This is a genomic window from Dactylosporangium sp. NPDC051087 (assembly GCF_055586325.1).
Genome location: NZ_JBVJIJ010000023.1, coordinates 200,949 through 223,482, shown reverse-complemented (window position 1 = coordinate 223,482; position 22,534 = coordinate 200,949). Strand labels below are relative to the sequence as shown.

Genomic DNA, 22,534 nt, shown 5'->3' with positions numbered 1-22,534 from the left:
CGACCCGGCCGGTCACCCCCACACGCCCGACCAGCACAACAAGATCACTAACCCAGGCCAGCCCAGCACCGAAACCTCATCGGTGGATCAGGGCTTAGTGGTGCGCCTCCGCGGGGTCCAGGTTGCTGACCTCGTTGTCGAGCATGTGCTGGACGTGTCCGAGGGCGCGTGAGGTGTACGTGCCGGACTCGCGCGCGTCCAGCAGCGCGGCCTGCGCCGACTCCAGCAGCAGCCGGTGCAGCTCGCGGCGCTGGTGCGCGCGGTCCGACTCGGCCGGGTCGGCGGGCTGGGTGAGCGCCTGGCCGAGGGCGGCGTTCTCCTGGCGGGCCGCTTCCAGGGCCTCCGGGTCGAACGGCTGGCCGGTGGCCTGCCGCAGGTCCGGGTTCTCCAGGACGTCCGCGCCCTCGGCGACGATCTCCCCGATGAGCCTGGCCAGCTCCCTGCGGTCCGCCTCGGCGTCGGTGCCGGCGATGCGCAACTTCCTGATGAGGATCGGCAGGGTGGCGCCCTGGCCGAGGAGCGTGACGATGGCGACGGTGAAGGCGATGAGGATCAGCTGCGAGCGGTGCGGGACGCTCTGCGGCAGCGACTGCGCGGCCGCGAGGGTGACGACGCCGCGCATCCCGGCCCAGGCGAGTGCCGCACCGCCGCGCCAGCCGAGACCTTCCGTGGTCAGGTAGGCGTCGTCGGCCTGCTTGCGGCGAACCAGCGACGCGAGCCAGCCCGCCCGGGCCGCCGACCTCGGCGACTCGTGCTGCCGCTCGGTGAGCTTGACGAGCATGCCCTGCAGCCGGTCGGTGCGGGCGCGGGCCCGGCGCTGGTCGTGCCGGAGCATCGCGGTCAGCGGCGCCACGAACATCACCCGCAGCAGCACCAGCAGCGCGGTCACGGCCAGGCCGACGCCGACGGTCTGGGCGACGTCGTCCGGCCCGTGGTGCACGTCGCCGACGACGGTGACGATCTGGTACCCCATGAGCAGGAACACCCCGTTGTCCAGCAGCAGCTGGAAGGTGCGCCAGTTGGTGCGCTCGCTGATGCGGTCCTGCGCGGTGAAGTGCCGCGCGCTCTGATGCCCGGTGACCAGTCCGGCGACGACGACGGCGAGCACGCCGGAGGCGTGGATCTCCTCGGCGGGGACGAACGCGAGGAACGGCGCGACGAACGAGATGGCGGTGGTCAGCACCGGTTCGTTGAGCTTCGCCCGGATCCACACCGTGAGCAGGCCCGCGACGAGCCCGATGACGAGCCCGGCGGCGACGGCGAACGCGAAGTCGCCGAGCACGTCCCACAGCGACACCACGCCGGCCGTCGCGGCGACCGCGGAGCGGAGCATGACCAGCGCGGTGGCGTCGTTGATGAGCCCCTCGCCCTCCAGCACGATGACGAGCCGGGGCGGCAGGCCGAGCCGCTTGCCGATCGAGATCGCGGCGACCGCGTCGGGCGGGCTGACGACGGCGCCGAGCGCGATCGCGGCGGCCAGGCCGAGGTCGGGGATGAGCCAGTGCAGCAGGAGCCCCACGGCGAGCGCGGAGATGACGACGAGCAGCACCGACAGCCCGCCGATCGCCTTCACGTTGCGGCGGAAGTCGGTGGCGTGCACGTTGACCGCGGCCGAGTACAGAATCGGCGGCAGCACCACGAACAGGATCAGGTGCGGGTCGACGTTCACATTCGGCACGAACGGGATGTAGCTGAACCCGATGCCGACGACCACGAGCGCGATGGGCACCGCCACGCCGACGCGCGGGGCCACTTTCGCGACCGCGACGATGACGAGGACCGCCGCGATGGCCAGGAGTCCGTGCTGGAGTTGCATGCCACAGTGTTTCGCATCGCGGTTGACGGCCGGCGACCGGGGGATGGACCTTGGTGCCATCATGGGTCGCATGACGACGTGGCAGGAGTTCGAGACGGCCGAGCCGGTGTTCGCCGAGCGGGTCCGGGCGCTGTTCGACGCGTACAAGCACAAGACGATCGCCACGCTGCGCGCCGACGGGTCGCCACGCATCTCGGGCATCGAGGCGGAATTCGCCGGCGGGGAGCTGTCCTTCGGCTCGATGGCGAACGCCCGCAAGGGCGCCGACCTGCGGCGCGACCCCCGCTTCGCGCTGCACAGCGCCACGGTCGACCCGGTGGACGGCGCCGAGGCGTCGTGGCCCGGCGAGGCGAAGATCACCGGGCGGGCCACGTTGTCGGATAATTCGGATAATTCGGATAAGTTCCGCGCGGACATCGCCGAGGTGGTACACACGCACCTCAACCCCGAGGGCACCCGGCTCATCGTCGAGTGGTGGACGCCCGCGCACGGCCTGCGTCAGGCCGAACGCGACTAGCTGTATCGGCTGGGGCACCCGCCCCCGGCGGACAGCGCCGGGGGCGGACGGAGCGGGTCAGCGCCAGGCCTGGTGGGTGGTGACGCCGCCCGGGTTGCAGTCGTACTGGACGAGCTTGGCGAGCGCGAGGATGCTGCCGTCGCGGACGGTCAGGCACTTCCAGCTGTTGCGGTTCACGAAGTGGTAGTAGCCGGGGACGCTGGTGACCGGCGCCCGGAACCACCACTGGTTGGTGTCGCCGTGACAGGTGTACTGCTGGACGACGGCGTTGTTGGACCTGCTGCGGTCGCGGACGTCGAGACACTTGCCGCTGTTGTAGTTGCGGATCAGGAAGAACCCTTCGTCGCCGACCGGCTCGAGGTCGAACAGCTGAGCGGTGGAGCCGTTGCACGGTGACTGCTGCAGCTGCAGCTTGTTGGCGGTGCCCCAGTCCGGCACGTCCAGGCACTGGCCGCTGTGCGCCACGTCCCACGAGCTCCACACGGGGGCCTCGGCGGCGCCGGCCGTCGCGACCGGGGCGACGGCCAGCCCGGCGCCGAGGAGCAGTGCGACGAGCGTACGGCGGGCGAATGCGATCATCATCGGTTTCCCATCTCGGTGGTGCGCCGCCGGGGTGGCGGCACGCACCGAGGACCGTGCCGGCAGGCGCTGAAACGGCGCTGAAACCCGCCGCGTCGTTCGGGGGTCAACGACCATCTGTCGCGTCGTAGGACGGCCACGGGATGTTCACGTTCCGGCCGTCGCGACAGACACTAATGATCGTCGATATTGTCGGCGGCGGTGCCGGTACCGGCGTCGCCGCCGTCGCCCGAAGTCTGATCGGAGCAGGAATGACCCGACGTTCTCGTACGCTCGCCGCGCTGCTCGCCGGTGTGCTCGCCGCGCTCGTGCTCGGCACCCCGTCCCACGCGGCCCCGTCAGGGATCCCGTCGAAGGCGACCGCGCAGTCGTGGCTGAACGCGCTGACCGTCGCCACGCAGGGCTCGACCAGTGGCTACTCCCGCGACCTGTTCCCGCACTGGGTCACCATCAGCGGCTCCTGCGACACCCGCGAGACCGTCCTCAAGCGCGACGGCACGTCGGTGGTGACCAACAGCTCCTGCTCGGCGACGTCGGGCCGCTGGTACTCCCCCTACGACGGCGCGACCTGGACCGCGGCGTCCGACGTGGACATCGACCACGTCGTCCCGCTCGCCGAGGCGTGGCGGTCCGGCGCCAACTCGTGGACGACCGCGAAGCGGCAGAGCTTCGCCAACGACCTCACCCGCCCGCAGCTCATCGCCGTCACCGACAACGTCAACCAGTCCAAGGGCGACCAGGACCCGTCGACGTGGCAGCCGTCGCTGGCGTCGTACCGTTGCACCTACGCCAAGATGTGGATCGCCGTCAAGTACTACTGGGCGCTGAAGCTCCAGTCGTCGGAGAAGTCCGCGCTGCAGACGATGCTCAACACCTGCTCCTCCTGACCCACCGGCGGCCGGGGCGCGTCACGCGTCCCGGCCCACCCGCCGCCCGGAACGGGTCAGCCGGCCAGGGGGTGCCCGCCGTCGCCGTCGACCTTGGTGTCCATGATGCCGTCCTCGTCGAGGTCGACCATGGTGACGTTGACCGTGCCGTCGCCGTCGCTGTCCAGCTGGAACAGGTCGGCCTTGCCGTTGCCGTCGGTGTCGATCGCCAGCACGTCGGCGACGCCGTCGCCATTGGTGTCGACGGCGAGCAGTTCGTCGCGCTGGTCGCCCCGGGTCTGGACGGGTTCGGTCATGACATTCGCCCCTCTGCGGTCCGGCAATCTCTGCAAGGAGCGTCATGGTAGCCCCCGGCCGGGCCGCCGCGCGCTCACCCGTTCCGCTGACAGCGGCGGGCGGCGGGGCCGACAATTGGATCATGGTGCTCGGGTTGCCGGAGGTCGCCGGTGTACTGCGGGGCACGCCGCTGGCGGGTCTCGACGTAGAGGACGGGCCGGGCGGTGCGCTCGTGGTGCCCGGGATCGCCCCGGAGCGGCTGCACGACGCGTGGCGGGCGGCGTACTCGGTGCTGCCCGTGACGGGGCGGTGGCCGGTCCTCGTCGCCGACGACCCGGGCGAGCTCGACGTCGACCCGGACGAACTGGACGGGCTGGACCGGGCGGCCCGCTCGACGGACCCGTGGCCGTCCCTGCAGAAGGACGACGACGGCGACGCGGCCGGCGACCCCGAGGTGCCCCCGTCGTTCTTCACCCGGGGCCTGCACGGCGTCGACGTCACCGCGGACGTGCTGCCCCGGGTGGCGCCGCCGATCGGCCGGCAGGACCTGATGCGGCGCGCCTACGACCACGTCCTGTCCGACCCTTCGCTCACCGCGCGGGTCCAGAGCACCGCCCGGGACGTGGTCGGCACCGGCCACTGGTACGTCCCGGACGAGACGTGGCTGCTGCTCCTGCCGACCGCGTCGGCCTGGCTCGCTCCGCCCTGGGCCGGCTTCCACGCAACCGCGGACGAGGACCTCGCCGCCGTCCTGTGGCAGTGGCAGCGGTGCTGGGACGCGCGGCTGGTCGCCTGCTGGGACACCATGCTGCAGTTCGAGGTCCACCGGCCGCCGGCGCCGGGCGACGACGCGTGGACCGCCGCCCGGCAGATCCTCGCGCTCAGCCCGCACCTCGACATCCACCAGTGGGAGCTGGCCGTCGCGGTGCCGCACGGCGCCGCCTGGTTCCTGCACCACCGTCCCTGAGCTTGAGCTCAACCTAGGTTGAGGTCTTACGGTGCACGGGTGTCACCCGAGCCGAACGCGCACGTGAAGGACCTGCTGACCGTCGGTGAGGTCACCGCCAGGACCGGGGTGGCCGCGTCCGCCCTGCGGTTCTACGAGGCCGAAGGACTCATCACGGCCGAGCGCAACCGCGGCAACCAGCGGCTGTACCGCCGGCACATGCTGCGCCGCATCTCGCTCATCCTCGCGGCCAGGCGGCTCGGCATCCCGCTCGCCGACGTCGCGCAGATCTTCACCACCCTGCCCGCCGACGAGGCGCCGAGCCATCGGGCCTGGGTGCGGGTGTCGCGGATCTGGAAGCGCGAGCTCGAGGACCGGCGGCGGTACCTCGTGAACCTCGAGCGGCAGCTGACCGCCTGCATCGGCTGCGGCTGCCTCTCGATGCGGCTGTGCGACCTGCTCAACCCGGACGACCAGCTCGGCACCCGCGGGACGGGACCGGTGCGCCTCGACGACCCGGCGTGACCTCACACCACGGCCCCGTCGTGGACCTGCGCCGGCAGGGCCGCGACGAACGGGTGGTCACCGCCGACGGGCCCGACCCGCGCGGCCCCGCCGGGAGAGCCGATCGCGCTGAAGAACCCCGCGTTGACGGCGGTGAACGCGTCGAACTCGGCGGGCAGGTCGTCCTCGTAGTAGATCGCCTCGACCGGGCAGACCGGCTCGCACCCGCCGCAGTCGATGCACTCGTCGGGCTGGATGTACAGCATCCGGTCGCCCTCGTAGATGCAGTCGACCGGGCACTCCTCGACGCATGCCTTGTCCATCAGGTCCACGCACGGCAACGCGATCACGTAGGTCATGCCGTGGACGGTAGGTGCTCAACCGCACTTGAGCGCAAGCCCGTGCCGGGTGTGACGGATCCCGGTCGCGGACGGCCTGCCGGTGGCCGCGACGGGACGCCCGGGAACACTCTGGTGCGTGTCATGGTGGATGTACGCGTTGCTGCCGCTCGCCGGGTTCGGGGCCGGCCTCGTCGGGAGCGTGGCGGGACTCGCGTCGCTCATCAGCTATCCGATGCTGCTGGCGATCGGCCTCCCGCCGGTCACCGCGAACGTCACCAACAGCGTCTCGCTCGTCTTCAGCAGCGCCGGGTCGGTGGTCGGGTCGCGGCCGGAGCTCGCCGGGCAGGGGCCGCGGCTGCGGTGGCTGTCGCTCGCCGCCGTCGCGGGCGGGGTGACCGGCAGTGCGCTGCTGCTGCTCGCCCCGGCGGAGACCTTCGAATACGTGGTGCCGTGGCTGATCGCGGGCGCGTCCCTGGCGATCCTGATGCCCCGGCGACCGTCGGACGCGCCGCGGCACCGGCACCACCGGTGGCTGCTCGCCGGCGGTGTCGCGCTCGTCGGCGTGTACGGCGGCTACTTCGGCGCGGCGGCCGGGATCGTGCTGCTCGCGCTGCTGCTGGCGATGACCCCGGACACGTTCGCGCAGGGCAGCGCCGCGAAGAACGTGCTGCTCGGCGCGGCGAACGCCGTCGCGGCGTGCGCGTTCGCGCTGTTCGGGCCGGTGCACTGGCTCGCGGTGCTGCCGCTGGGCGCGGGCCTGTTCATCGGCGGCCGGCTCGGACCGGTCGTCATCCGCAAGAGCCCGCCGGCGGCGCTGCGCTGGGTCATCGCCGTGCTGGGCATCGGCCTCGCCCTGCGGCTGGCCTGGCAGGCGTACCGGTGACGTACCGGACGCTGCTGCGCACACCGGGCGCGGCGGCGTTCTTCGCACCGGCGGCCGTGGCCCGGGTCGGCATCGCGATGACGAGCCTCAGCATCGTGTGGCTGGTGCGGGACGCGACCGGCTCGTACGCGACGGCGGGCCTCGTCACCGGCGCGTTCGCGGTCGCCGACGCCGTGGCGGGACCGCAGGTCGGGCGGCTCATCGACCGCTACGGGCAGGGCCGGGTGCTCCCGCCGGCGGTCCTCGCGCACGCCGTCGCCGTGACCGCGCTGGTCTTCGGCGCCACCGGCGGCGCGCCCGGCTGGGCCCTCGCCGCGGCCGGCGCGCTCGCCGGCGCGACCCTGCCGCAGGTGAGCGCGGCGGTCCTGGCCCGCTGGGCGGCGCTGCTGGACGGGCCGCGGCGGGCCGAGCTGCCGGCCGCCTACGCCCTGGAGTCGCTCAGCAACAGCGTCGCGTACCTCATCGGGCCGGCCCTGGTGAGCACGATCGCCGCCACCGGCCGCCCCGTCGCCGGCACCCTCACCGCCGCCGCCCTGGTCGTCGCCGGGTGCCTCGTCCTGACGCTGCAGCGGCGGACCGCGCCACCCGCCGCCGCGCCCGGCACGCACGGGAGGCTCGCGCCGCGCCCCGGGTTCCTGCTGCTCGTCGGCGTGAACACGACGATCGGCGGCTTCTTCGGCACGATGTCGATCGCGGTGACCGCCTTCGCCGTGCAGCGCGGCACGCCCACCCTCGCGGCGGTGCTGTTCGCCGCCTCCAACGCCGCCGGTCTGCTGGCCGTCCTGGCGTACGGCCTGCGCCCCTGGCCGGCCGCCGCGCGCGTGCAGCTGGCCGTGGCCGGGGCGGCGCTGGGGCTCGGCGCCCTGCCGCTGCTCGCCGGGGCCCTGCCGGGCGTCCTGGCCGGCGTGCTGCTGACCGCGGTCGCGGTGCCCGTCGTCCTCGTCCTCGGCTCGGTGCTCGCCGAGGCCGTCGTCGACCGCGGCGTGCTGACGGAGGCGTTCGCGTGGCTCGGCTCGGCGAGCGCGGCCGGCGCCGCGGTCGCCGCCACCGTGGCGGGCGCCGCCGTCGACCGCTCGGGCGCGCCGGGCGGCCTCCTGGTGGCGACGGTCGCCGCGCTCGCCACGGGAGCGCTCGCCGTCACCGGCCTGCGCGCCCTGCGCCCCACGGACGACCCCGACAAACCCGCGTGACCATCCTCCGCCGGGGGCCGGGTCAGCGGTCGGCGCGGCGGTAGCGGATCTCGTCGACCGGCGACCCCCGCCAGTCCTCCGTCTTGGTGGCACCGTCGGCGGTCCAGCCGCCGGCCTCGTAGAACCGCCGGGCCCGCTGGTTCGTGGCGAGGACCCACAGCACCGCCTCCCGGCACCCGGCCTCGCGCAACCGCCCCAGGCCGGCGTCCATCAGCAGCCGCCCGCCGCCCTGCCCCCAGCACTCCGGCAGCAGGTAGATGGCCTGCACCTCGCCCACCGTCCGCGGATCGGTGTCAGGGTCCCGGCTCGCCGCGACCGCGACGAACCCGCCCAGCCCGCCGCCCTCGCGCTCCAGGACGAACACCGCCGACGGCGGCACCTCCCCGCCCTCGAGCCGCTCCCGCCAGATCGCCTCCCGCCGCACCGGGTCGAGCCGGTCGAGGTGCTCCTGGGGCAGCTGCCCCCGGTACGCCACCTGCCAACTGCGCACATGCACCGCCCCCAACGCCTGCGCGTCGAGGGCGGTGGCCCGCCTGACCATCACGCCCACCTGCATACCAGACCTGTGCGCCGGCCCGGTGCCACCGCCCGCCGGGCCGCTTCGCCGGGCGGGCGATGGGCGGGCGATGGACGGGAGGGTCACATGCCGTCGCCGGACCAGGCGCCGCGGGAGCGGGAGCGGACCGGGAGGCTGGAGATGACCGGGGCCTCGTGGGTGTGGTAGTTCTCGGCGGTGCCGCCCCACTTGACCCATTCGTCGGTGGTGTACCAGTTGATGAGCTCGCCGTCGGAGCGGATGATCCAGTCGATCTCGGTCTCGGCGATGAAGTGGCCGTGCTTCACGCCGGCGGGGCGGAAACAGTAGGTGCCCTCGTCGATGTCGCCGAAGTTGTAGGCCATCTTGCCGCTGAGCGTGTAGAACTCCTCGTAGCAGGGGTGGTGCGCGAGGCGGTGGTCGCTCCAGCCCTTCGGCGCCCGGATCAGCCGGGTGTAGAAGCCGGTCTTCGGGTCGCGGTGCAGCAGCTTGATGTAGAGCGGCGTCAGCGGCCCGACCGTCGGCGCCGCGACCCAGTCCAGCTTCGACGGGTCGACGAGCGACGGCGCGCCCTCGGCGCGCGCGGGTCCGGAGACGTCGAAGCCGGCGTCGCCGTACTCGCGCCAGTGCAGGACGTGGCTGCCTTCCCGGATCTTGATCCAGTCCATCGGCACGCCCTTGGGGACCTGCAGGTAGCCGCCCGGTCCGACCTCGGTGCCGCCGTACACCAGCGAACCGGACACGACGTAGAACTCGGTGTCGGCGTGCGGCACCCCCGGGCCCCGGCCCCAGTCGGCCGGGAACTGCAGCGACAGCGACGACGAGCCGTCCTCCTCGTCGGTGGACAGCCGCCGCTCGAGGGCCTTGCCCTCACCGAACGGCAGTTCGGCGGCGTGCCAGATGTAGTCGTCCTCGTGGATCAGCTCGACATGCGCCCTCACCGCGTGCTCCTCAGCTCTCGTTTCAGCACTTTGCCTGCCGCGTTGCGGGGAAGCGCCGCGATCGGCCGGATCTCCTTCGGCACCTTGTGCCCGGCGAGCCGGTCCCGCAGGTGCTCGCGCAGCGCGTCCGGGTCCCATCCGGTCCCGGGGCGCGCCACGACGTATGCGACGACCCGCTCGCCCCACCGGTCGTCGGGCTCGCCGACGACCGCCGCCTCCACGACCGCCGGGTGCGCGGCCAGGGCCTCCTCGACGTCGCGGGGGTAGACGTTCACCCCGCCGGTGATGATCAGGTCCTTCTTGCGGTCGACGATGGTGATGTACCCCTCGTCGTCGACCACGACCACGTCCCCGCTGGTCACGAAGCCGTCGGCGGTGGTGCACTCGGCGGTCGCCGCGGGGTTCGCGAGATACCCGTTCATGAGGAACGGCGACCGGCTGTAGAGCTCGCCGGGCGTGCCCGGGGCCACCGGCGCGCCGTCGTCGTCGACGACCCGGATCTCGGTCATGAACCAGGGATGGCCCACGGATCCGGCCTTACGGCGGGCGTCGGCGGGCCGCAGGTTGGTGATGACGCCGGCCTCGGTGGAGCCGTAGAGCTCGTGCACGCCGGCACCGGGGAACGCCGCGAGGACCCAGGTCTTGAGCGCGACGGGCAGCGCGGCGGCGTTGAAGTACAGCGTGTCGAGGCTGCTCAGGTCGTGCCCGGCGAGGCCGGCCTCGCGCAGGCCGACCGCGTGCGTCGGCACCAGGAACACCGACTGCAGGCGGTCCCGCCCGATCATGGCGAGGAGCGCGCCCGGGTCCCAGGCGCGCAGCATCGACACGGTCCCGCCGGTGAAGACGGCCGCGTAGGCGAACGCGAACCCGGCGCCGTGATACATCGGCGCGACGGCGACCGTGCGCCTGCCGGGTCCGAGGCCCCACTCCAGGGCGGTGCAGTAGAAGGTCAGGCAGCGGGAGCGGTGACTGATGAGGACGCCCTTCGGCGCGCCGGTGGTGCCCGAGGTGTACGCGATGCAGAACGGGTCCTGCTCGCCGACGGGCACGCGCGGGTCCGTGGCCGCGCTCCGGGAGAGGGCCGCCTCGTACTCCGGGCCGAGCCGCAGCGCCGGGCCGGTGTCCACCGCCCGGTCCTCCAGGACGGGATCCAGGATCAGCGCCCGCGCGCCCGAGTGGCCGGCGATGTACGCGGTGTCGGCGGCCGTCTGGCGCGGGTTCAGCGGCACCATCGGCAGCCCCGCCTTGGCCAGCCCGGCGGCGATCTCGCAGTACTCCAGGCGGTTGCCGGACAGGACCGCCACCGGGTCACCGGGCCGCAGCCCGGCGTCCAGGAGCGCGTTGGCCAGGCGGCTGGACCGCTCGTCGAGGGCGGCGTAGGTGAGCCGGCGGTCGCCGTCGATGACCGCGACCGTGCCGGGCGTGGCGCGGGCGAACTCCCGCACGCCGTTGGCGATGTTCAGCTGAGCGCCAGTCACGGCGTAATGGAAACACCGTTTCCATTCGGAGGCAAGGGTGGGAACGGCGCCGTGCGGCCGAGCATCGCCGGGGTCCGGATGCCGAGCCGCTCCCCGATCCAGGTGCCGGTGGCGGCGAGGGCGGGCAGGTCGAGACCGGTCCCGACGCCCATGCCGTGCAGCAGGTACGTGAGGTCCTCGGTGGCGATGTTGCCGGTCGCCTGAGGCGCGAACGGGCAGCCGCCGATCCCGCCGATGCTGGCGTCGAGGGTCCGCACCCCGGCCTCGAGGGCGGCGGCAGCGTTGGCGTAGCCGGTGTTGCGGGTGTTGTGGAAGTGCGCCCGCAGCGGCACGCCGAGACCCGTCAGCTCGCGGACGAGCGTCCGCACCTGGGTGGGGACGCCGACGCCGATCGTGTCCGCGATCGCGATCTCGCGCGGCCCGCTCGTCACCGCCTCAGCCGCGATCTTCACGATCCGGTCGACCGGCACCTCGCCGGTGAACGGGCAGCCGAACGCCGCCGCGATCGTCAGCGACGCCGGGACGCCCGCCGCGGAAGCGATCTCGTGCCAGACGTCGAGGGCCTCGGCGGTGGTGGTGCCCTGGTTGCGGCGGGAGAACTCGTCGGAGGCGACCACGACGACGTTGACCTCGTCGACCCCGGCCGCGAGGGCCCGGTCCAGGCCGCGCCGGTTGAGCACGAGGCCGATGTAGGTGACGCCGTCGCGGCGCGGTACCGCCGCCATCACGGCCTCGGCGTCGGCCATCTGCGGGACCCGGCCCGGATGCACGAAGGCGGTCGCCTCCACCCGGCGGATACCGGCGTCCAGGGCCCGCGTGATGTAGTCGACCTTGACCTCGGTCGGCAGCAGGACCTTCTCGTTCTGCAGGCCGTCGCGCGGGCCCACCTCGACGATCTCCACACCGGCCATCGCCGACCTCCGGTTCCTCTAGCGAAACAACGTTTCCAAACCGTACACTCCCGAACCATGGTTGGTCCGCTGTCTGACATCCGTGTCCTGGAGACCGGGACGCTGCTCGCCGGTCCGTTCGCCGGGCAGCTGCTCGGCGACTTCGGTGCCGAGGTCATCAAGCTGGAGGATCCCGGCAAAGGCGACCCGATGCGCGAATGGGGCAGGGAGAAGCCGCACGGGCAGTCGCTGTGGTGGCCGGTCGTGGCCCGCAACAAGAAGTCCGTGACGTGCAACCTGCGCAGCCCCGCCGGGCAGGACCTGGTCCGCCGGCTCGTCGCCGAGTCCGACGTGCTCGTGGAGAACTTCCGGCCCGGCACGCTGGAGCGCTGGGGCCTCGGCTACGACGAGCTGTCCGCGATCAACCCGCGGCTCGTGCTGGTGCGGGTCACCGGGTACGGGCAGACCGGCCCCTACGCGCCGCGGGCCGGGTTCGGCTCGATCGGCGAGGCGATGGGCGGCATCCGGCACGTCACCGGGGAGCCCGACCGCCCGTCCAGCCGCGTCGGCGTGTCCCTCGGCGACGCGCTCGCCGGCACCATGGCCGCCTACGGCGCCGTGATGGCCGTGCACGCGCGCTCCCGCACCGGCCGCGGCCAGGTCGTCGACTCCGCCATCTACGAGGCCGTCCTCACGTACATGGAGTCGCTGCTGCCGGAGTGGGTCGTCGCCGGGTACCAGCGCGAGCGCACCGGCGCGATCCTGCCGAACGTCGCGCCCAGCAACGCATACCCGACGGCGGACGGGGTCGACATCCTCATCGCCGGCAACCGCGACACCGTCTTCGTCCGCCTGTGCGAGGTGATGGGCCGCCCCGGTCTCGCCGCGGACCCGCGCTACGCGACGCACGGCGCCCGCGGCGCCAACCAGCAGGAGCTCGACGACCTGATAGGGGCCTGGACCGCGACCCTGCCGGCGGACGAGACCCTCGCGCTGCTGCACGCGGCCGGGGTACCGGCGGGGAAGATCTACCGCCCCGCGGACATGCTCGCCGACCCGCACTTCATCGCCCGGCAGTCCATTGTGGACATCCCGCACCCGGACTTCGGGACGCTGCCGATGCAGGCGCCGGCGCCACGCCTGTCCGACACCCCGGGCTCGATCCGCTGGGCCGGTCCCGCGCTCGGCGAGCACAACGCCGCCGTGTACGGCGACCTGCTGGGACTGTCCACCGAGGACCTGGAGAAGCTGCGCGCGGACGGCGTCGTCTGATGTCCGCGCCGGACTATCTGGCCGCCGGGTTCTCGCGGCGGCTCGGCTGGGGGTCGCGGCCGGCGCTGCTGCTCGTCGACCCCGTCGTCGCCTACCTCGACCCGGCCTCGCCGCTGTACTGCAGCACGGCAGCGGCCGCGCTCGACGCGATGGCGGACCTGCTCACCGCGGCCAGGTCCGCGGGGCTGCCGGTGGCGTTCACGGCCGTCGGGTTCGCCGACGAGACCTGCTCCGAGGCGCCGCTGTTCGCCACCAAGGTCCCCGGCCTGCGGGTCTTCGCCGACGGCTCGCCCCTCGCCGCGCTGCCGCCGCGGCTGACGCCGTCGGCCGGTGAGCTGGTGCTGCGCAAGCACTACGCGAGCGCGTTCGCCGGGACCGCCCTCGCCGCGTGGCTCACCGCCGCCCGCGCCGACACCGTCGTCATCGGCGGCTACTCCACGTCCGGCTGCGTGCGGGCCAGCGCCGTCGACGCGCTGCAGGCCGGTTTCCGGCCCATGGTGGTGCGGGAGGCGTGCGCCGACCGCGACCCGGGACCGCACGAGGCGAACCTCTTCGACCTGGACGCGAAGTACGCCGACGTCGTCTCCGTGGACTCGGCGGTGCGGGCCTTCTCAGGATGAGGTTCGATGTGAGCGGCGCCCCGTTCGCCGCCTGCGCATGTGCGGGTTTCGTTAGACAACGGGGGTGGACCGTAACAGCCGCCTGCCGTCGCTGACCGGACTGCGCTGGGCGGCCGCGCTCATCGTCTTCGGTCAGCACCTGCTCGAGCAGTACTACAACCCGTACCTCGTCGCCGCCAAGCCCGTCCGCTCCGCGCTCTGGGCCGCCCTCGCCCACGGCGGTGGTCTCGGCGTCTCGTTCTTCTTCGTCCTGTCCGGCTTCGTCCTCGCCTGGTCCGCCCGTCCCGGCGAACCCGCCCGCACCTTCTGGTGGCGGCGCTTCAGCAAGGTGTACCCGGCGACCCTCGTCACCACCGTGGCCGCCGTGTTCATCGTCGGCGGCGCGGGCCCGCTGCAACTGGTCACCCACCTGACCCTCACGCAGAGCTGGCTGCCGCGGCGCGACGTCTACACCGCCCTCAACCTGGTCAGCTGGTCGCTGTCCTGCGAGGCGTTCTTCTACCTGTGCTTCCCGCTGCTGCTCGCCGGCCTGCGCCGGCTCGGCCCGGCCGGGCTGTGGGCGATCGCGGTCATGATGGCCGAATGCGTCCTCGCCCTCGACGCGAACCTGGTCCACGCCTCCCACGACACCGCGGCCTGGGTCGGCTACGTCCTGCCCCCGGTCCGCATGGCCGAGTTCACGCTCGGCGTCTGCGTCGCCCTGCTCGTGCGCTCCGGCTCCTGGCGCGGCCCCGGCCTGCGCTGGTCCATGGCGCTCCTGCCGCCGGCGATGGTCGCGGGCCTGTTCGTCCCGTACCCGCTCAACGAGCACGCCATCACGCTCGTCCCCGTCACCTGCATCGTGGCCGCGGCCGCCCGCGCCGACCTGCGTGGCGTGCGCACCCTCTGGTCCCGCCCGCTCATGGTGTACCTGGGCGAGCTGTCCTTCGCGTTCTACCTGGTGCACTTCCTGGTCATCGCCACCTTCGACCGGTGGGGCCTCATGCCGCACCAGGCCGGCCCGCTGCAGGCCCTGGCGGCGACGGTGGCGGTGCTGTGGTTCAGCCTCATCGCGGCCATGCTCGTCTACCACGGCGTCGAGCTCCCGGCCCTGCGCCTGCTGCGCCGCTCCAAGGCCGCGCGGGTGCCCGTGGCCGGCCGGCACCGCCTGGTGCTGACCGCGGCTCCCGCGCCCCGCTTCGCCGCCACCGTCCCCATGCCGCGCCGCGCCACGCCGGCCCTCACCGTCCCCGCGCCGCCGGGCGTGCCCGTCCCCCGCTCGCCGGTGTCGGTGTCCACGGCGGCACCCCGGCCGCGGCACGCCCGGTAAGGCCGCCGTCCCGTGCGCGCCCGGCCGGACCGGCGCCGTTCCCGCAGGACGTGCCGCAGGCGAGGGCGGGCGCCGGCCGGTACACCTGCCGCCGGCGGGAGACGGACGGGCCCGGGCGCGCGGCGGTCAGCGGGCGACGAACGCGCCGCGGGGAGTGCCGACGACCGCGCCGTCGCGGAACGCGAGCCGGCCGCGCAGGACGGTGGCGACGGGCCAGCCGCGGACCTTGCGCCCGGCGAACGGGCAGTGGTCCTGGCCGGACAGGAGCAGGTCGGTGGTGACCTCCTGCTCGAGGTCGGGATCGACGACGGTGAGGTCGGCGTCCTGCCCGATGAGCAGGGAGCCCTTGCGCGGCCACAGGCCGTAGGCGCGGGCCGGGTTGCCGGAGACGAGCTCGGCGACCCGATGCGGGGCGAGGCCGCGCTTGTGCATGCCCTCGCTGAGCAGGATCGGGTACAGCAGGCCGGTGCCGCCGAAGCCGGGCAGCGCGGGCCAGAGCTCGTCGCCCTTGTGTTCCTCCAGGCAGCACGCGTGGTCGGAGGCGATCCAGTCGACCTTGCCGGACAGGACGCCGGCCCAGAGCGCCTCGGTGTCGGCGGCGCCGCGGATCGGGGGGTTGACCTTGCCGCCGAGGCCGGACAGCTCGTCGTGGTTGAGGCACAGGTGGTGCAGCGTGACCTCGGTGCGCAGGTCCAGGTCGGGGCGGGCGAGGCGGGCCTCGGTCGCGGCCGCGAGGGCCTCGCCGCTGGACAGGTGCAGCAGGTTGACCGGGCACGCGGTCGCCGCCGCCAGGGTCGTCGCCTCGCCGATCGCGACCCGCTCGGTGAGCGGCGGGCGGGCGTCGGAGTAGGCCTTCAGCGTCTGCGGGTCGCCGGCGGCGCGGACCCGCTCGATGAACAGCCGCATCAGCTCCGCCTGCTCGCAGTGCAGCGACAGCGAGACCCGGCGGCCGGCGTCCCGGGCGGCGGCGGAGACGGCCTCCATGATCTGGTAGAGGTGGCCGAGGTCGTACTCGTCGCTCATCGTGAACGCCTTCGCGTCCCGGGAGTCGGCGGACAGGTTGAAGCCCTTGTAGAACATGTAGTACTTGAACGAGCTGATCCCGTGCCGGTCCACGAGCGCGGGCACCTCGCCGACCTGGCGGGTGTCCATCGGCGCGAGGTGGAAGCCGAAGTCGGTCCAGGCGTGGCCGGACACCGCGCCGAGCACCTCGGGCAGGATGTCCTCGTAGGCGCCGGTCTTGTTCAGGTAGTGCTGGCCGGTGCGGAAGTAGGACAGCACGGTCGTCGCCCCGCCGACCAGCGACGAGCGGGTCTCCTCGGCCGCGTCCGTCGCCAGCGGCCGGTAGATGCCGAGGTGGTAGTGCGCGTCGACGGCACCCGGGAAGACCAGCTTGCCGGTCGCGTCGATGACCTCGTCCGCGTCGTCCAGGTCTTCGCCGATCGCGACGATCCGCCCGTCCTTCGCGGCGAGGTCGGCCCGGACCGAGCCCACGTAGGGGAGCACCAGGGTGCCATTGCGAACCAGCAAGTCGTACCGCGCCACGTGACCGTCCCTCCAGCGTTTCCCTGAGAGTAACGGGGTTTCCATTTCGACGGAAGTGCCGTTAGGCTCGGCTGGTGCAACCGCAGCCCGCCTTAGCAGGGATCACGGTCGTGGACGTGTCCACCCTGTTCGCCGGTCCCCTCGCCGCCACGATCCTCGGGGACTTCGGCGCCGACGTCATCAAGATCGAGCATCCCGCGAAGGGCGACCCGTCCCGCGGCCACGGCCCCGCCAAGGACGGCGTGCCGCTGTGGTGGACGCTGCTCGGGCGCAACAAGCGCTGCGCCACCCTCAACCTGTCCCGCCCCGCCGGCGCCGAGCTGCTCAAGCGCCTCCTCGCGGACGCCGACGTGCTCATCGAGAACTTCCGGCCCGGCACCCTGGAGCGCTGGGGCCTCGGCCCCGACGTCCTCGCCGAGCTCAACCCGCGCCTCGTGATCGCCAGGGTGACCGCGTTCGGCCAGTTCGGGCCCTACGCGTCGCGGCCAGGCTTCGGCACCCTGGCCGAGGCGATGAGCGGCTTCGCGGCCATCACGGGCGAGCCCGACGGCCCGCCGACCCTGCCGCCGTTCGGCCTCGCCGACGGGATCGCCGCCATCGCCACCGCGCAGGCCGTGACCACGGCGCTGCTCGCCCGGCACGGCACCGGCAAGGGACAGGTGATCGACCTGGCCATCATCGAGCCCATCCTGACCCTGCTCGGGATGCAGCCGATGGTGTACGACCAGCTCGGCGTCGTCCAGGGACGCACCGGCAACCGCAGCGTCAACAACGCGCCGAGGAACACGTACCGCAGCCGCGACGGCAGGTGGCTCGCCGTCTCGACGTCCGCCCAGGCCGTCGCCGAGCGCGTGCTCCGCCTCGTCGGGCACCCCGAGGTGATCGACGAGCCGTGGTTCGCGGCCGGCGCCACCCGCGCCCGGCACGCCGACCTCCTCGACGGCTACGTCGGCGACTGGATCGCCCAGCGCGACGCCGCCGACGTGATCGCCGCGTTCGAGGCCGCGGAGGCGGCGGTCGCCCCGATCAACGACATCGCCGGCGTGTTCGCCGACCCGCAGTACACCGCCCTCGGCACCCTGCGCGCCGTCGACGACCCGGACCTCGGACCCGTGCGGATGCAGAACGTGCTGTACCGGCTGTCCGCCACCCCCGGCGACATCCGGTGGACCGGCCCGAGGCTCGGCGCGCACAACGAGGAGATCTACCGCGACCGCCTGGGCCTGAGCGCCGAGGACGTCGCCCGGCTGCACGCCGACGGGGTGCTGTGATGTTCGGGTTCCTCGCCGGCGCGACCGTGCTCGACCTGGCCCAGCCGATGCGCCGCGGCATGCCGCAGTCACCCAACCACCCGCCGTTCCGGATGGCCCTGGAGCGCCGGCACGGCGACCTGGTCCGCCCCGACGGCGGTTCGGCCGCGAACGAGCTGATCGTCACCGGCGGCCACGTCGGCACCCACGTCGACGCCCTGGCCCACGTGTCGCAGGACGGCGTCCTGCACGGCGGCGTGCCGGCCGCCTCGGTGCAGTCCCACCTCGGGTTCACCTCCCACGGCATCGAGTCCTTCGAGGTGTTCGTCGGCCGCGCCGTGATCCTCGACGTCGCGCGGGTGCACGGTGTGCCGGTCCTGCCGGCCGGCTACGAGATCACCGCCGCCGACCTCGACGCCTGCGGCGCCGACGTGCGGCCCGGCGACGCCGCCCTCATCGGCACCGGCTGGTCGCGCCGGTGGGACGAGCACGACGCGTTCATCGGCCAGCGCGACGGCACGCCCGGCCCCGGGATCTCCGCCGGCGAGTGGCTCGCGGCGCGCCAGGTGCGGGTCGTCGGCGGCGAGACGATCGCGTTCGAGCACATCCCGGCCGGCAAGGGACACGCGGTGCTGCCCGTGCACCGGATGCTGCTGGTCGACCGCGGCGTGCACATCGTGGAGACGATGCGCCTGCACCCGCTGCTGGACACCGGCGCCCGCGAGTGCCTGCTGATCCTCAACCCGCTGCCGATCGTCGGCGCCACCGGCGCCCCGGTCCGCCCCCTCGCCATCCTCCCCGCGGTCCTCCCCGCCGACGGCGGCGACCCCGCGGGCGGTGCGGCATGACGGCCGTCGAGCGGCTCGCGGAGTTCGCGGTCGCGTGCCGGGACGAGCCGCTGCCCGGCGCCGTCGCCGCCGACGTGCCCGCGCGGGTCCTGGACATCCTCGGCCTCGCCCTCGCCGCCCACGGCGACCCCGACGCCGACGCCGCGCCCGCCGTCCTGCGGTCGGTGCGGCGGTGGGGCGGCACCCCCGAGGCGACCGTCATCGGCACCGGCGACCGGCTCCCCGCCCCCGCCGCCGCGCTCGTAAACGGCACTCTCGCGCACTCGCTGGACTTCGACGACACCCACCTGCCGTCGGTGCTGCACCCGTCCGCGTCCGTCGTCCCGGCGGTCCTCGCCACCGCCGAGGCCACCGGCGCGTCCGGCGCCGCGGTCCTCGCGGCCGTCGCCGCCGGCGTCGAGCTGACCAACCGCCTGGGCATGGCCGCGTACGACCCGGCGATCGCCAACAGCATCTTCTTCGAACGCGGCCTGCACGCCACCTCGATCTGCGGCGCGATCGGCTCCGCGGCCGCGGCGGCGCTGCTGCTCGGCCTCGACCCGCCCGGCGTCGCGTCCGCGATGGGGGTCGCCGCCAGCATGGGCGCCGGCCTCATCGAGGCGAACCGCACCGGCGGCACCGTCAAGAAGCTGCACTGCGGCTGGGCCGCGCACGCCGGCGTGTCCGCCGCCTACCTCGCCGCCGACGGGCTCACCGGCCCGCCGACCGTGCTGGAGGGCAGGTTCGGCTTCTTCGCCGCGTACACCGACGGCCGGCACGACGACGACGCGCTCCTCGGCGACCTCGGCACCCGGTGGGAGCTGCTGCGGACCGCGTTCAAACCGTATCCGTCCAACCACTTCACCCACCCGGGCATCGACTGCGCCCTCGCGCTGCGCGCCGCCGGTCTCGACCCGTCCACTGTGGACTGGATCGAGCTCGGCGTGGCCGCCCCGACGCTGCGCACCATCGCCGAACCGGCCGAGGAGAAGGCCCGTCCGCGCAGCACCTACCACGGGAAGTTCTCCGGCCCGTACACCGTGGCGACCGCGCTGCTCGGCGGCGGCGGCCTCGGCGTCGGCCTGGACGACTTCACCGGGCCGCTCGACCCGGCCCGGCTCGCCCTGGCCGCGAAAGTCCGCTGCGTGCGCGACGACCGCGCCACCGGGATCTTCCCGCACGCCTTCGCCGCGGTCCTGCGGGTCAGCGCAGGCGGCAGGCTCCACGAGCACCGCGTCGACGCCTCCCTCGGCAGCGCCGAGGCGCCGCTCTCCCCGGCCGCGCTGACGACGAAGTTCCGCCTCAACGCCGCCCGCGCGCTCTCCCCCGCCGCCGCCGACGCCCTCGCCGACCGCACCACCGCCCTCGCCTCCCTCCCCGCCGTGGCGCACCTGCTCCAGCCGTGAGCCTCGACGGCGGTCGATCACCGTTCGAGGCGATTCGAACGGATTGCCGTGCCCGCCGCCGATGCGGTGCACTCGATCTGCGTCCGGCCGGACCAGTCGAGCCGGGCGACCCGCGGTGGCCATGCCATCCGGGCCGCCCGGGCCACTTCGGTCTTCGAGGAGGAGACACGGTGCACAGCAAACGAGGGGCGGCGCTGCTCGCGTCCGCGTTCATCGGCGCGGCGGTCCTGGTGCCGGCGGTGCCGGCGGCGGCCAAGGGCTGCGCCAACCTGGGACGGGTCTGGGTCGTGTCCGGCGGCAACAAGCGCGCCGAGATCCGCAACGGCTGCGGCCACGCCATCAACGCCAGCGTGAACATGCCGTTCTGGCCGGACCCGGACTGCTACCCGGTCCCCGCGAACGGGACCATCGACATCCGCATCGGCGGGTCCGTGGCCCCGGACCCGGACTACGCCTACGAATGCTGACCACCTGATCCGGCGCACGGCCGGCCGCACCCTCCCCGGGGCGGCCGGCCCTGCCCTGCGTCCCCGGGTGGCACCGTTCACCGGCGCAGCCGGGCGCACGCCTCGAGGGCCTGGTGCAGGGCGTGCTCGGCGGTCGCGATGTCGTGCCGGTCCAGCGCGTGCCGGACCCGGGTGAGGCACGCGGCGACCAGGCGCGCCTCGCCCCTGGGGGCCTGCGCCCGGGTCGCGCCGCCGCGGATGCGGGCGAGCGCGCCGGACGTGGCCAGCCGCGCGAGGTCGCGTTGCGTGGTGGCGAGCGAGGCGCCGGTCGCGTTGCGGACGTCGGTGATCGTCACGTACTCGCGCGCGGCGAGCAGCTCGATGATGCGCTGGTAGCGCACCGCCGGGAGCATGGGCCCGGCGTCTTCCGGGATGGGCATCGGCGGCACCGCCTCATGAGATGGGATACAACTGGCCGTCGGTGGCGACGGCGGGGCCGAAGTCGACCTCCCGGCCGTCGACGGAGAACCGGTAGCGCCCGAGCCGGCGGATCACCGGCTTCGCGTCCAGGTACTGGCGCATGTCCTCGAGCTCGGCCGGGGTCAGCCAGCTCGGCGGGTCGGACACCGCCCGGAAGCCGCACACGTCGGCGAGGTCCCGCAGCCAGCGGGTCTGCTGGGTGGTGAGGAGGTTGAGCTTGCTGCGGAAGTAGATGACGTCGGGGTCGACCTCGACCAGCGGCGACTGCCACAGCCGGTGCACGCTGTTGACGACGGCGTTGCGGGCGGTGGCGTCGGACGGGTCGACCGAGGCGTAGTTGTCCCACATCGGCGCGACGTCGGGGCCGCTGCGCAGGCCGTCGAGCAGGCCGAGCGAGGGCAGCAGGATCGCGCCGGAGCCCAGCAGGTAGACGTCGTCGCCGGCGGCCTCCCGCATGACCCGCACGCCTTCGCGGTACAGCGCTTCCCGCGAGGGGCCGGCGGCGGGTGCGGCGCCGGCGTTGATGAAGTCGAGCTTGAGGTAGCGGTACCCCCACTCGTGCACCACGGTGCGGATCAGCGACGCGACATGCGACAGGGCGTCCTCGCGGGCGAGGTCGAGGGCGTAGTAGGGGCCGCCCCAGTTGTACCCGGCGACCACCGGCTGCCCGTCCGGCGAGCGCAGCAGCAGCTCGGGCCGCTCCCGGGCGAGGCGGGAGTGCGGCAGCGCGATGAACGGCGCGAGCCACAGGCCGGGCGTGAAGCCCGCGTCGGCGATCCGGTCGGCGACCGCGCGCATCCCGCTGGGGAACTTCGCGTTGGGCTCCCAGTCCCCGACGAGCTCCTCCCAGCCGTCGTCGATCTGCACCACGTCGAACGGCAGTCCGGCGAGGTCGGCGACGTCCTTGGTGAGCTGCGCCTCGGTGACGTTCTCGTAGTAGGCGTACCAGCTGCACCACACGTTGCCGGCCCGGCGGGTCCCGGCGCCGAAGCGGGCGGCGAGCTGCGCGGTGTAGGCGGCGAAGACGTCCTCCTCGGGGCCGTAGGCGAGGAACCAGTCGGCGCCGCCGCCGGCGTACCAGCCGGTGAGGGTGTCATGGTCGGCGGCGAGCCTGGGCGTGTCGAGGCCGAGCGCGCCGAGCAGGAGGGTGCCGCCGTCGGGGCCCTGCAGCGCGGCGACGGCCGAGGAGTGGTGCCGCGCCGGGTCGTCGAAGGTGGGGTCGTCGGCGGTGACGAGCCGGGTCGGGTTCGGCACGCGCAGCGGGGGTTCGCTCAGCCGCCGCCAGCCACAGGGGCTCCACGAGTTCTGCCCGTGCCGGTAGAACGACGCGTCGCCGAGGCCGTGCAGGATCGCCACCCGGCCTGGGGGCAGCAGGAGGCCGCCGGCGACGGCCTGTGGGCTCCCGTTGGCGGAGTGCTGGAGGGCGAAGTGGTGTCCGCCGACCTCGACGAGCTGTGCCATGGTTCTCCTCATCAGGGTGGTGTCGGGGGGGGGGGGGGGGGGGGGGGGGGGGGGGGAGAAGAAGAAAAAAAAAAAGAAAGAAAAAAAAAAAACAACCATCAGGAAGTTCCTTTCTCTCTTCCTTTTCCTCTTGTT

Annotated in this window: 24 protein-coding genes; 13 read left to right on the top strand and 11 right to left on the bottom strand. The window is 73.6% G+C overall.

Features of this window, described 5'->3' with window-relative positions:
* Window positions 1-94: 94 nt before the first annotated feature.
* A complete protein-coding gene (locus ACZ6TV_RS38210) occupies window positions 95-1,816 on the bottom strand; it encodes a cation:proton antiporter (RefSeq protein WP_465303312.1) in 1,722 nt (573 codons plus the stop codon).
* 70 nt (window positions 1,817-1,886) lie between these two features.
* Between ACZ6TV_RS38210 and ACZ6TV_RS38205 the strand changes: the two genes are divergently transcribed.
* Window positions 1,887-2,333, top strand: coding sequence for a pyridoxamine 5'-phosphate oxidase family protein (locus tag ACZ6TV_RS38205; RefSeq protein ID WP_465303310.1), 447 nt, complete (start codon window positions 1,887-1,889; stop codon window positions 2,331-2,333).
* 57 nt (window positions 2,334-2,390) lie between these two features.
* Here ACZ6TV_RS38205 and ACZ6TV_RS38200 read toward each other — a convergent pair whose 3' ends face one another.
* The gene (locus tag ACZ6TV_RS38200) at window positions 2,391-2,915 is read right to left on the bottom strand and encodes an RICIN domain-containing protein (protein WP_465303308.1); all 525 of its coding nucleotides are present in this window, start codon (window positions 2,913-2,915) and stop codon (window positions 2,391-2,393) included.
* 248 nt (window positions 2,916-3,163) lie between these two features.
* Here ACZ6TV_RS38200 and ACZ6TV_RS38195 point away from each other — a divergent pair, with 248 nt between their 5' ends.
* Complete coding sequence (locus ACZ6TV_RS38195) at window positions 3,164-3,799, top strand: HNH endonuclease family protein (RefSeq protein ID WP_465303306.1); 636 nt, start codon at window positions 3,164-3,166, stop codon at window positions 3,797-3,799.
* A gap of 56 nt (window positions 3,800-3,855) precedes the next feature.
* Here ACZ6TV_RS38195 and ACZ6TV_RS38190 read toward each other — a convergent pair whose 3' ends face one another.
* The gene (locus ACZ6TV_RS38190; RefSeq protein ID WP_465303304.1) at window positions 3,856-4,095 is read right to left on the bottom strand and encodes a hypothetical protein; all 240 of its coding nucleotides are present in this window, start codon (window positions 4,093-4,095) and stop codon (window positions 3,856-3,858) included.
* A gap of 122 nt (window positions 4,096-4,217) precedes the next feature.
* On the opposite strand from ACZ6TV_RS38190, the gene ACZ6TV_RS38185 reads away from it, so the two are divergent.
* Window positions 4,218-5,042 carry a DUF4253 domain-containing protein gene (locus ACZ6TV_RS38185; RefSeq protein WP_465303302.1) on the top strand — a complete coding sequence of 275 codons (825 nt, stop codon included), beginning with the start codon at window positions 4,218-4,220 and terminating at the stop codon, window positions 5,040-5,042.
* Window positions 5,043-5,081: 39 nt separating this feature from the next.
* Entirely contained in the window at window positions 5,082-5,546 is a 465-nt protein-coding gene (gene soxR, locus ACZ6TV_RS38180) for a redox-sensitive transcriptional activator SoxR (protein WP_465303300.1), read from the top strand.
* A 2-nt stretch (window positions 5,547-5,548) separates the two neighbouring features.
* On the opposite strand, the gene fdxA is transcribed toward soxR, so the two are convergent.
* Window positions 5,549-5,884 carry a ferredoxin gene (gene fdxA / locus ACZ6TV_RS38175; RefSeq protein WP_465303298.1) on the bottom strand — a complete coding sequence of 112 codons (336 nt, stop codon included), beginning with the start codon at window positions 5,882-5,884 and terminating at the stop codon, window positions 5,549-5,551.
* Between the two features lie 118 nt (window positions 5,885-6,002).
* Here fdxA and ACZ6TV_RS38170 point away from each other — a divergent pair, with 118 nt between their 5' ends.
* Window positions 6,003-6,749, top strand: a complete 747-nt coding sequence (locus ACZ6TV_RS38170) for a sulfite exporter TauE/SafE family protein (RefSeq protein ID WP_465303296.1) — start codon at window positions 6,003-6,005, stop codon at window positions 6,747-6,749.
* Window positions 6,746-7,939, top strand: a complete 1,194-nt coding sequence (locus ACZ6TV_RS38165) for an MFS transporter (protein WP_465303294.1) — start codon at window positions 6,746-6,748, stop codon at window positions 7,937-7,939. The genes ACZ6TV_RS38170 and ACZ6TV_RS38165 overlap by 4 nt, the downstream gene beginning before the upstream one ends.
* 22 nt (window positions 7,940-7,961) lie before the next feature.
* Here the strand turns inward: ACZ6TV_RS38165 and ACZ6TV_RS38160 are convergent, their stop codons facing one another.
* From ACZ6TV_RS38160 to ACZ6TV_RS38145, 4 genes are all read right to left on the bottom strand, one after another.
* Window positions 7,962-8,480 (bottom strand): GNAT family N-acetyltransferase, encoded by a 519-nt coding sequence (locus ACZ6TV_RS38160; RefSeq protein ID WP_465303322.1) that lies wholly within the window; start codon window positions 8,478-8,480, stop codon window positions 7,962-7,964.
* A 98-nt stretch (window positions 8,481-8,578) separates the two neighbouring features.
* Window positions 8,579-9,415: a DUF4437 domain-containing protein gene (locus ACZ6TV_RS38155; protein ID WP_465303292.1), complete on the bottom strand. Its 837-nt coding sequence runs from the start codon at window positions 9,413-9,415 to the stop codon at window positions 8,579-8,581.
* Window positions 9,412-10,893, bottom strand: a complete 1,482-nt coding sequence (locus ACZ6TV_RS38150) for a class I adenylate-forming enzyme family protein (protein WP_465303290.1) — start codon at window positions 10,891-10,893, stop codon at window positions 9,412-9,414. The genes ACZ6TV_RS38155 and ACZ6TV_RS38150 overlap by 4 nt, the downstream gene beginning before the upstream one ends.
* Window positions 10,890-11,804 (bottom strand): hydroxymethylglutaryl-CoA lyase, encoded by a 915-nt coding sequence (locus ACZ6TV_RS38145; RefSeq protein ID WP_465303288.1) that lies wholly within the window; start codon window positions 11,802-11,804, stop codon window positions 10,890-10,892. Before ACZ6TV_RS38145 ends, ACZ6TV_RS38150 begins: the two co-directional genes overlap by 4 nt.
* Before the next feature lie 57 nt (window positions 11,805-11,861).
* Between ACZ6TV_RS38145 and ACZ6TV_RS38140 the strand changes: the two genes are divergently transcribed.
* From ACZ6TV_RS38140 to ACZ6TV_RS38130, 3 genes are all read left to right on the top strand, one after another.
* Window positions 11,862-13,055: a CaiB/BaiF CoA transferase family protein gene (locus tag ACZ6TV_RS38140; protein WP_465303286.1), complete on the top strand. Its 1,194-nt coding sequence runs from the start codon at window positions 11,862-11,864 to the stop codon at window positions 13,053-13,055.
* Entirely contained in the window at window positions 13,055-13,675 is a 621-nt protein-coding gene (locus ACZ6TV_RS38135) for an isochorismatase family protein (RefSeq protein ID WP_465303284.1), read from the top strand. Before ACZ6TV_RS38140 ends, ACZ6TV_RS38135 begins: the two co-directional genes overlap by 1 nt.
* Before the next feature lie 64 nt (window positions 13,676-13,739).
* Complete coding sequence (locus ACZ6TV_RS38130) at window positions 13,740-14,984, top strand: acyltransferase family protein (RefSeq protein ID WP_465303282.1); 1,245 nt, start codon at window positions 13,740-13,742, stop codon at window positions 14,982-14,984.
* Window positions 14,985-15,110: 126 nt separating this feature from the next.
* Here the strand turns inward: ACZ6TV_RS38130 and ACZ6TV_RS38125 are convergent, their stop codons facing one another.
* The gene (locus tag ACZ6TV_RS38125) at window positions 15,111-16,529 is read right to left on the bottom strand and encodes a dihydroorotase (protein ID WP_465303280.1); all 1,419 of its coding nucleotides are present in this window, start codon (window positions 16,527-16,529) and stop codon (window positions 15,111-15,113) included.
* A 74-nt stretch (window positions 16,530-16,603) separates the two neighbouring features.
* On the opposite strand from ACZ6TV_RS38125, the gene ACZ6TV_RS38120 reads away from it, so the two are divergent.
* The 4 genes from ACZ6TV_RS38120 (at window position 16,604) to ACZ6TV_RS38105 (ending at window position 20,479) form a co-directional block, all read left to right on the top strand.
* Window positions 16,604-17,800 carry a CaiB/BaiF CoA transferase family protein gene (locus ACZ6TV_RS38120; RefSeq protein WP_465303278.1) on the top strand — a complete coding sequence of 399 codons (1,197 nt, stop codon included), beginning with the start codon at window positions 16,604-16,606 and terminating at the stop codon, window positions 17,798-17,800.
* The gene (locus ACZ6TV_RS38115) at window positions 17,800-18,627 is read left to right on the top strand and encodes a cyclase family protein (RefSeq protein ID WP_465303276.1); all 828 of its coding nucleotides are present in this window, start codon (window positions 17,800-17,802) and stop codon (window positions 18,625-18,627) included. The genes ACZ6TV_RS38120 and ACZ6TV_RS38115 overlap by 1 nt, the downstream gene beginning before the upstream one ends.
* The gene (locus ACZ6TV_RS38110) at window positions 18,624-20,012 is read left to right on the top strand and encodes an MmgE/PrpD family protein (RefSeq protein ID WP_465303274.1); all 1,389 of its coding nucleotides are present in this window, start codon (window positions 18,624-18,626) and stop codon (window positions 20,010-20,012) included. The genes ACZ6TV_RS38115 and ACZ6TV_RS38110 overlap by 4 nt, the downstream gene beginning before the upstream one ends.
* 170 nt (window positions 20,013-20,182) lie before the next feature.
* Window positions 20,183-20,479, top strand: coding sequence for a hypothetical protein (locus tag ACZ6TV_RS38105; protein WP_465303272.1), 297 nt, complete (start codon window positions 20,183-20,185; stop codon window positions 20,477-20,479).
* A gap of 77 nt (window positions 20,480-20,556) precedes the next feature.
* Here ACZ6TV_RS38105 and ACZ6TV_RS38100 read toward each other — a convergent pair whose 3' ends face one another.
* Both ACZ6TV_RS38100 and ACZ6TV_RS38095 read right to left on the bottom strand, forming a co-directional pair.
* Window positions 20,557-20,898 carry a DeoR family transcriptional regulator gene (locus tag ACZ6TV_RS38100; RefSeq protein WP_465303270.1) on the bottom strand — a complete coding sequence of 114 codons (342 nt, stop codon included), beginning with the start codon at window positions 20,896-20,898 and terminating at the stop codon, window positions 20,557-20,559.
* Window positions 20,899-20,911: 13 nt separating this feature from the next.
* On the bottom strand, window positions 20,912-22,399 hold the full coding sequence (locus ACZ6TV_RS38095) for a glycoside hydrolase family 36 protein (RefSeq protein WP_465303268.1): 1,488 nt from the start codon (window positions 22,397-22,399) through the stop codon (window positions 20,912-20,914).
* Window positions 22,400-22,534 lie beyond the last annotated feature (135 nt).

Coding starts and splice junctions, on each gene's coding strand:
- ACZ6TV_RS38210 (WP_465303312.1), bottom strand. CDS start 1,816: ATGCAACTCCAGCACGGACTCCTGGCCATCGCGGCGGTCCTCGTCATC.
- ACZ6TV_RS38205 (WP_465303310.1), top strand. CDS start 1,887: ATGACGACGTGGCAGGAGTTCGAGACGGCCGAGCCGGTGTTCGCCGAG.
- ACZ6TV_RS38200 (WP_465303308.1), bottom strand. CDS start 2,915: ATGATGATCGCATTCGCCCGCCGTACGCTCGTCGCACTGCTCCTCGGC.
- ACZ6TV_RS38195 (WP_465303306.1), top strand. CDS start 3,164: ATGACCCGACGTTCTCGTACGCTCGCCGCGCTGCTCGCCGGTGTGCTC.
- ACZ6TV_RS38190 (WP_465303304.1), bottom strand. CDS start 4,095: ATGACCGAACCCGTCCAGACCCGGGGCGACCAGCGCGACGAACTGCTC.
- ACZ6TV_RS38185 (WP_465303302.1), top strand. CDS start 4,218: ATGGTGCTCGGGTTGCCGGAGGTCGCCGGTGTACTGCGGGGCACGCCG.
- fdxA (WP_465303298.1), bottom strand. CDS start 5,884: ATGACCTACGTGATCGCGTTGCCGTGCGTGGACCTGATGGACAAGGCA.
- ACZ6TV_RS38160 (WP_465303322.1), bottom strand. CDS start 8,480: ATGGTCAGGCGGGCCACCGCCCTCGACGCGCAGGCGTTGGGGGCGGTG.
- ACZ6TV_RS38145 (WP_465303288.1), bottom strand. CDS start 11,804: ATGGCCGGTGTGGAGATCGTCGAGGTGGGCCCGCGCGACGGCCTGCAG.
- ACZ6TV_RS38140 (WP_465303286.1), top strand. CDS start 11,862: ATGGTTGGTCCGCTGTCTGACATCCGTGTCCTGGAGACCGGGACGCTG.
- ACZ6TV_RS38135 (WP_465303284.1), top strand. CDS start 13,055: ATGTCCGCGCCGGACTATCTGGCCGCCGGGTTCTCGCGGCGGCTCGGC.
- ACZ6TV_RS38115 (WP_465303276.1), top strand. CDS start 17,800: ATGTTCGGGTTCCTCGCCGGCGCGACCGTGCTCGACCTGGCCCAGCCG.
- ACZ6TV_RS38110 (WP_465303274.1), top strand. CDS start 18,624: ATGACGGCCGTCGAGCGGCTCGCGGAGTTCGCGGTCGCGTGCCGGGAC.
- ACZ6TV_RS38100 (WP_465303270.1), bottom strand. CDS start 20,898: ATGCCCATCCCGGAAGACGCCGGGCCCATGCTCCCGGCGGTGCGCTAC.
- ACZ6TV_RS38095 (WP_465303268.1), bottom strand. CDS start 22,399: ATGGCACAGCTCGTCGAGGTCGGCGGACACCACTTCGCCCTCCAGCAC.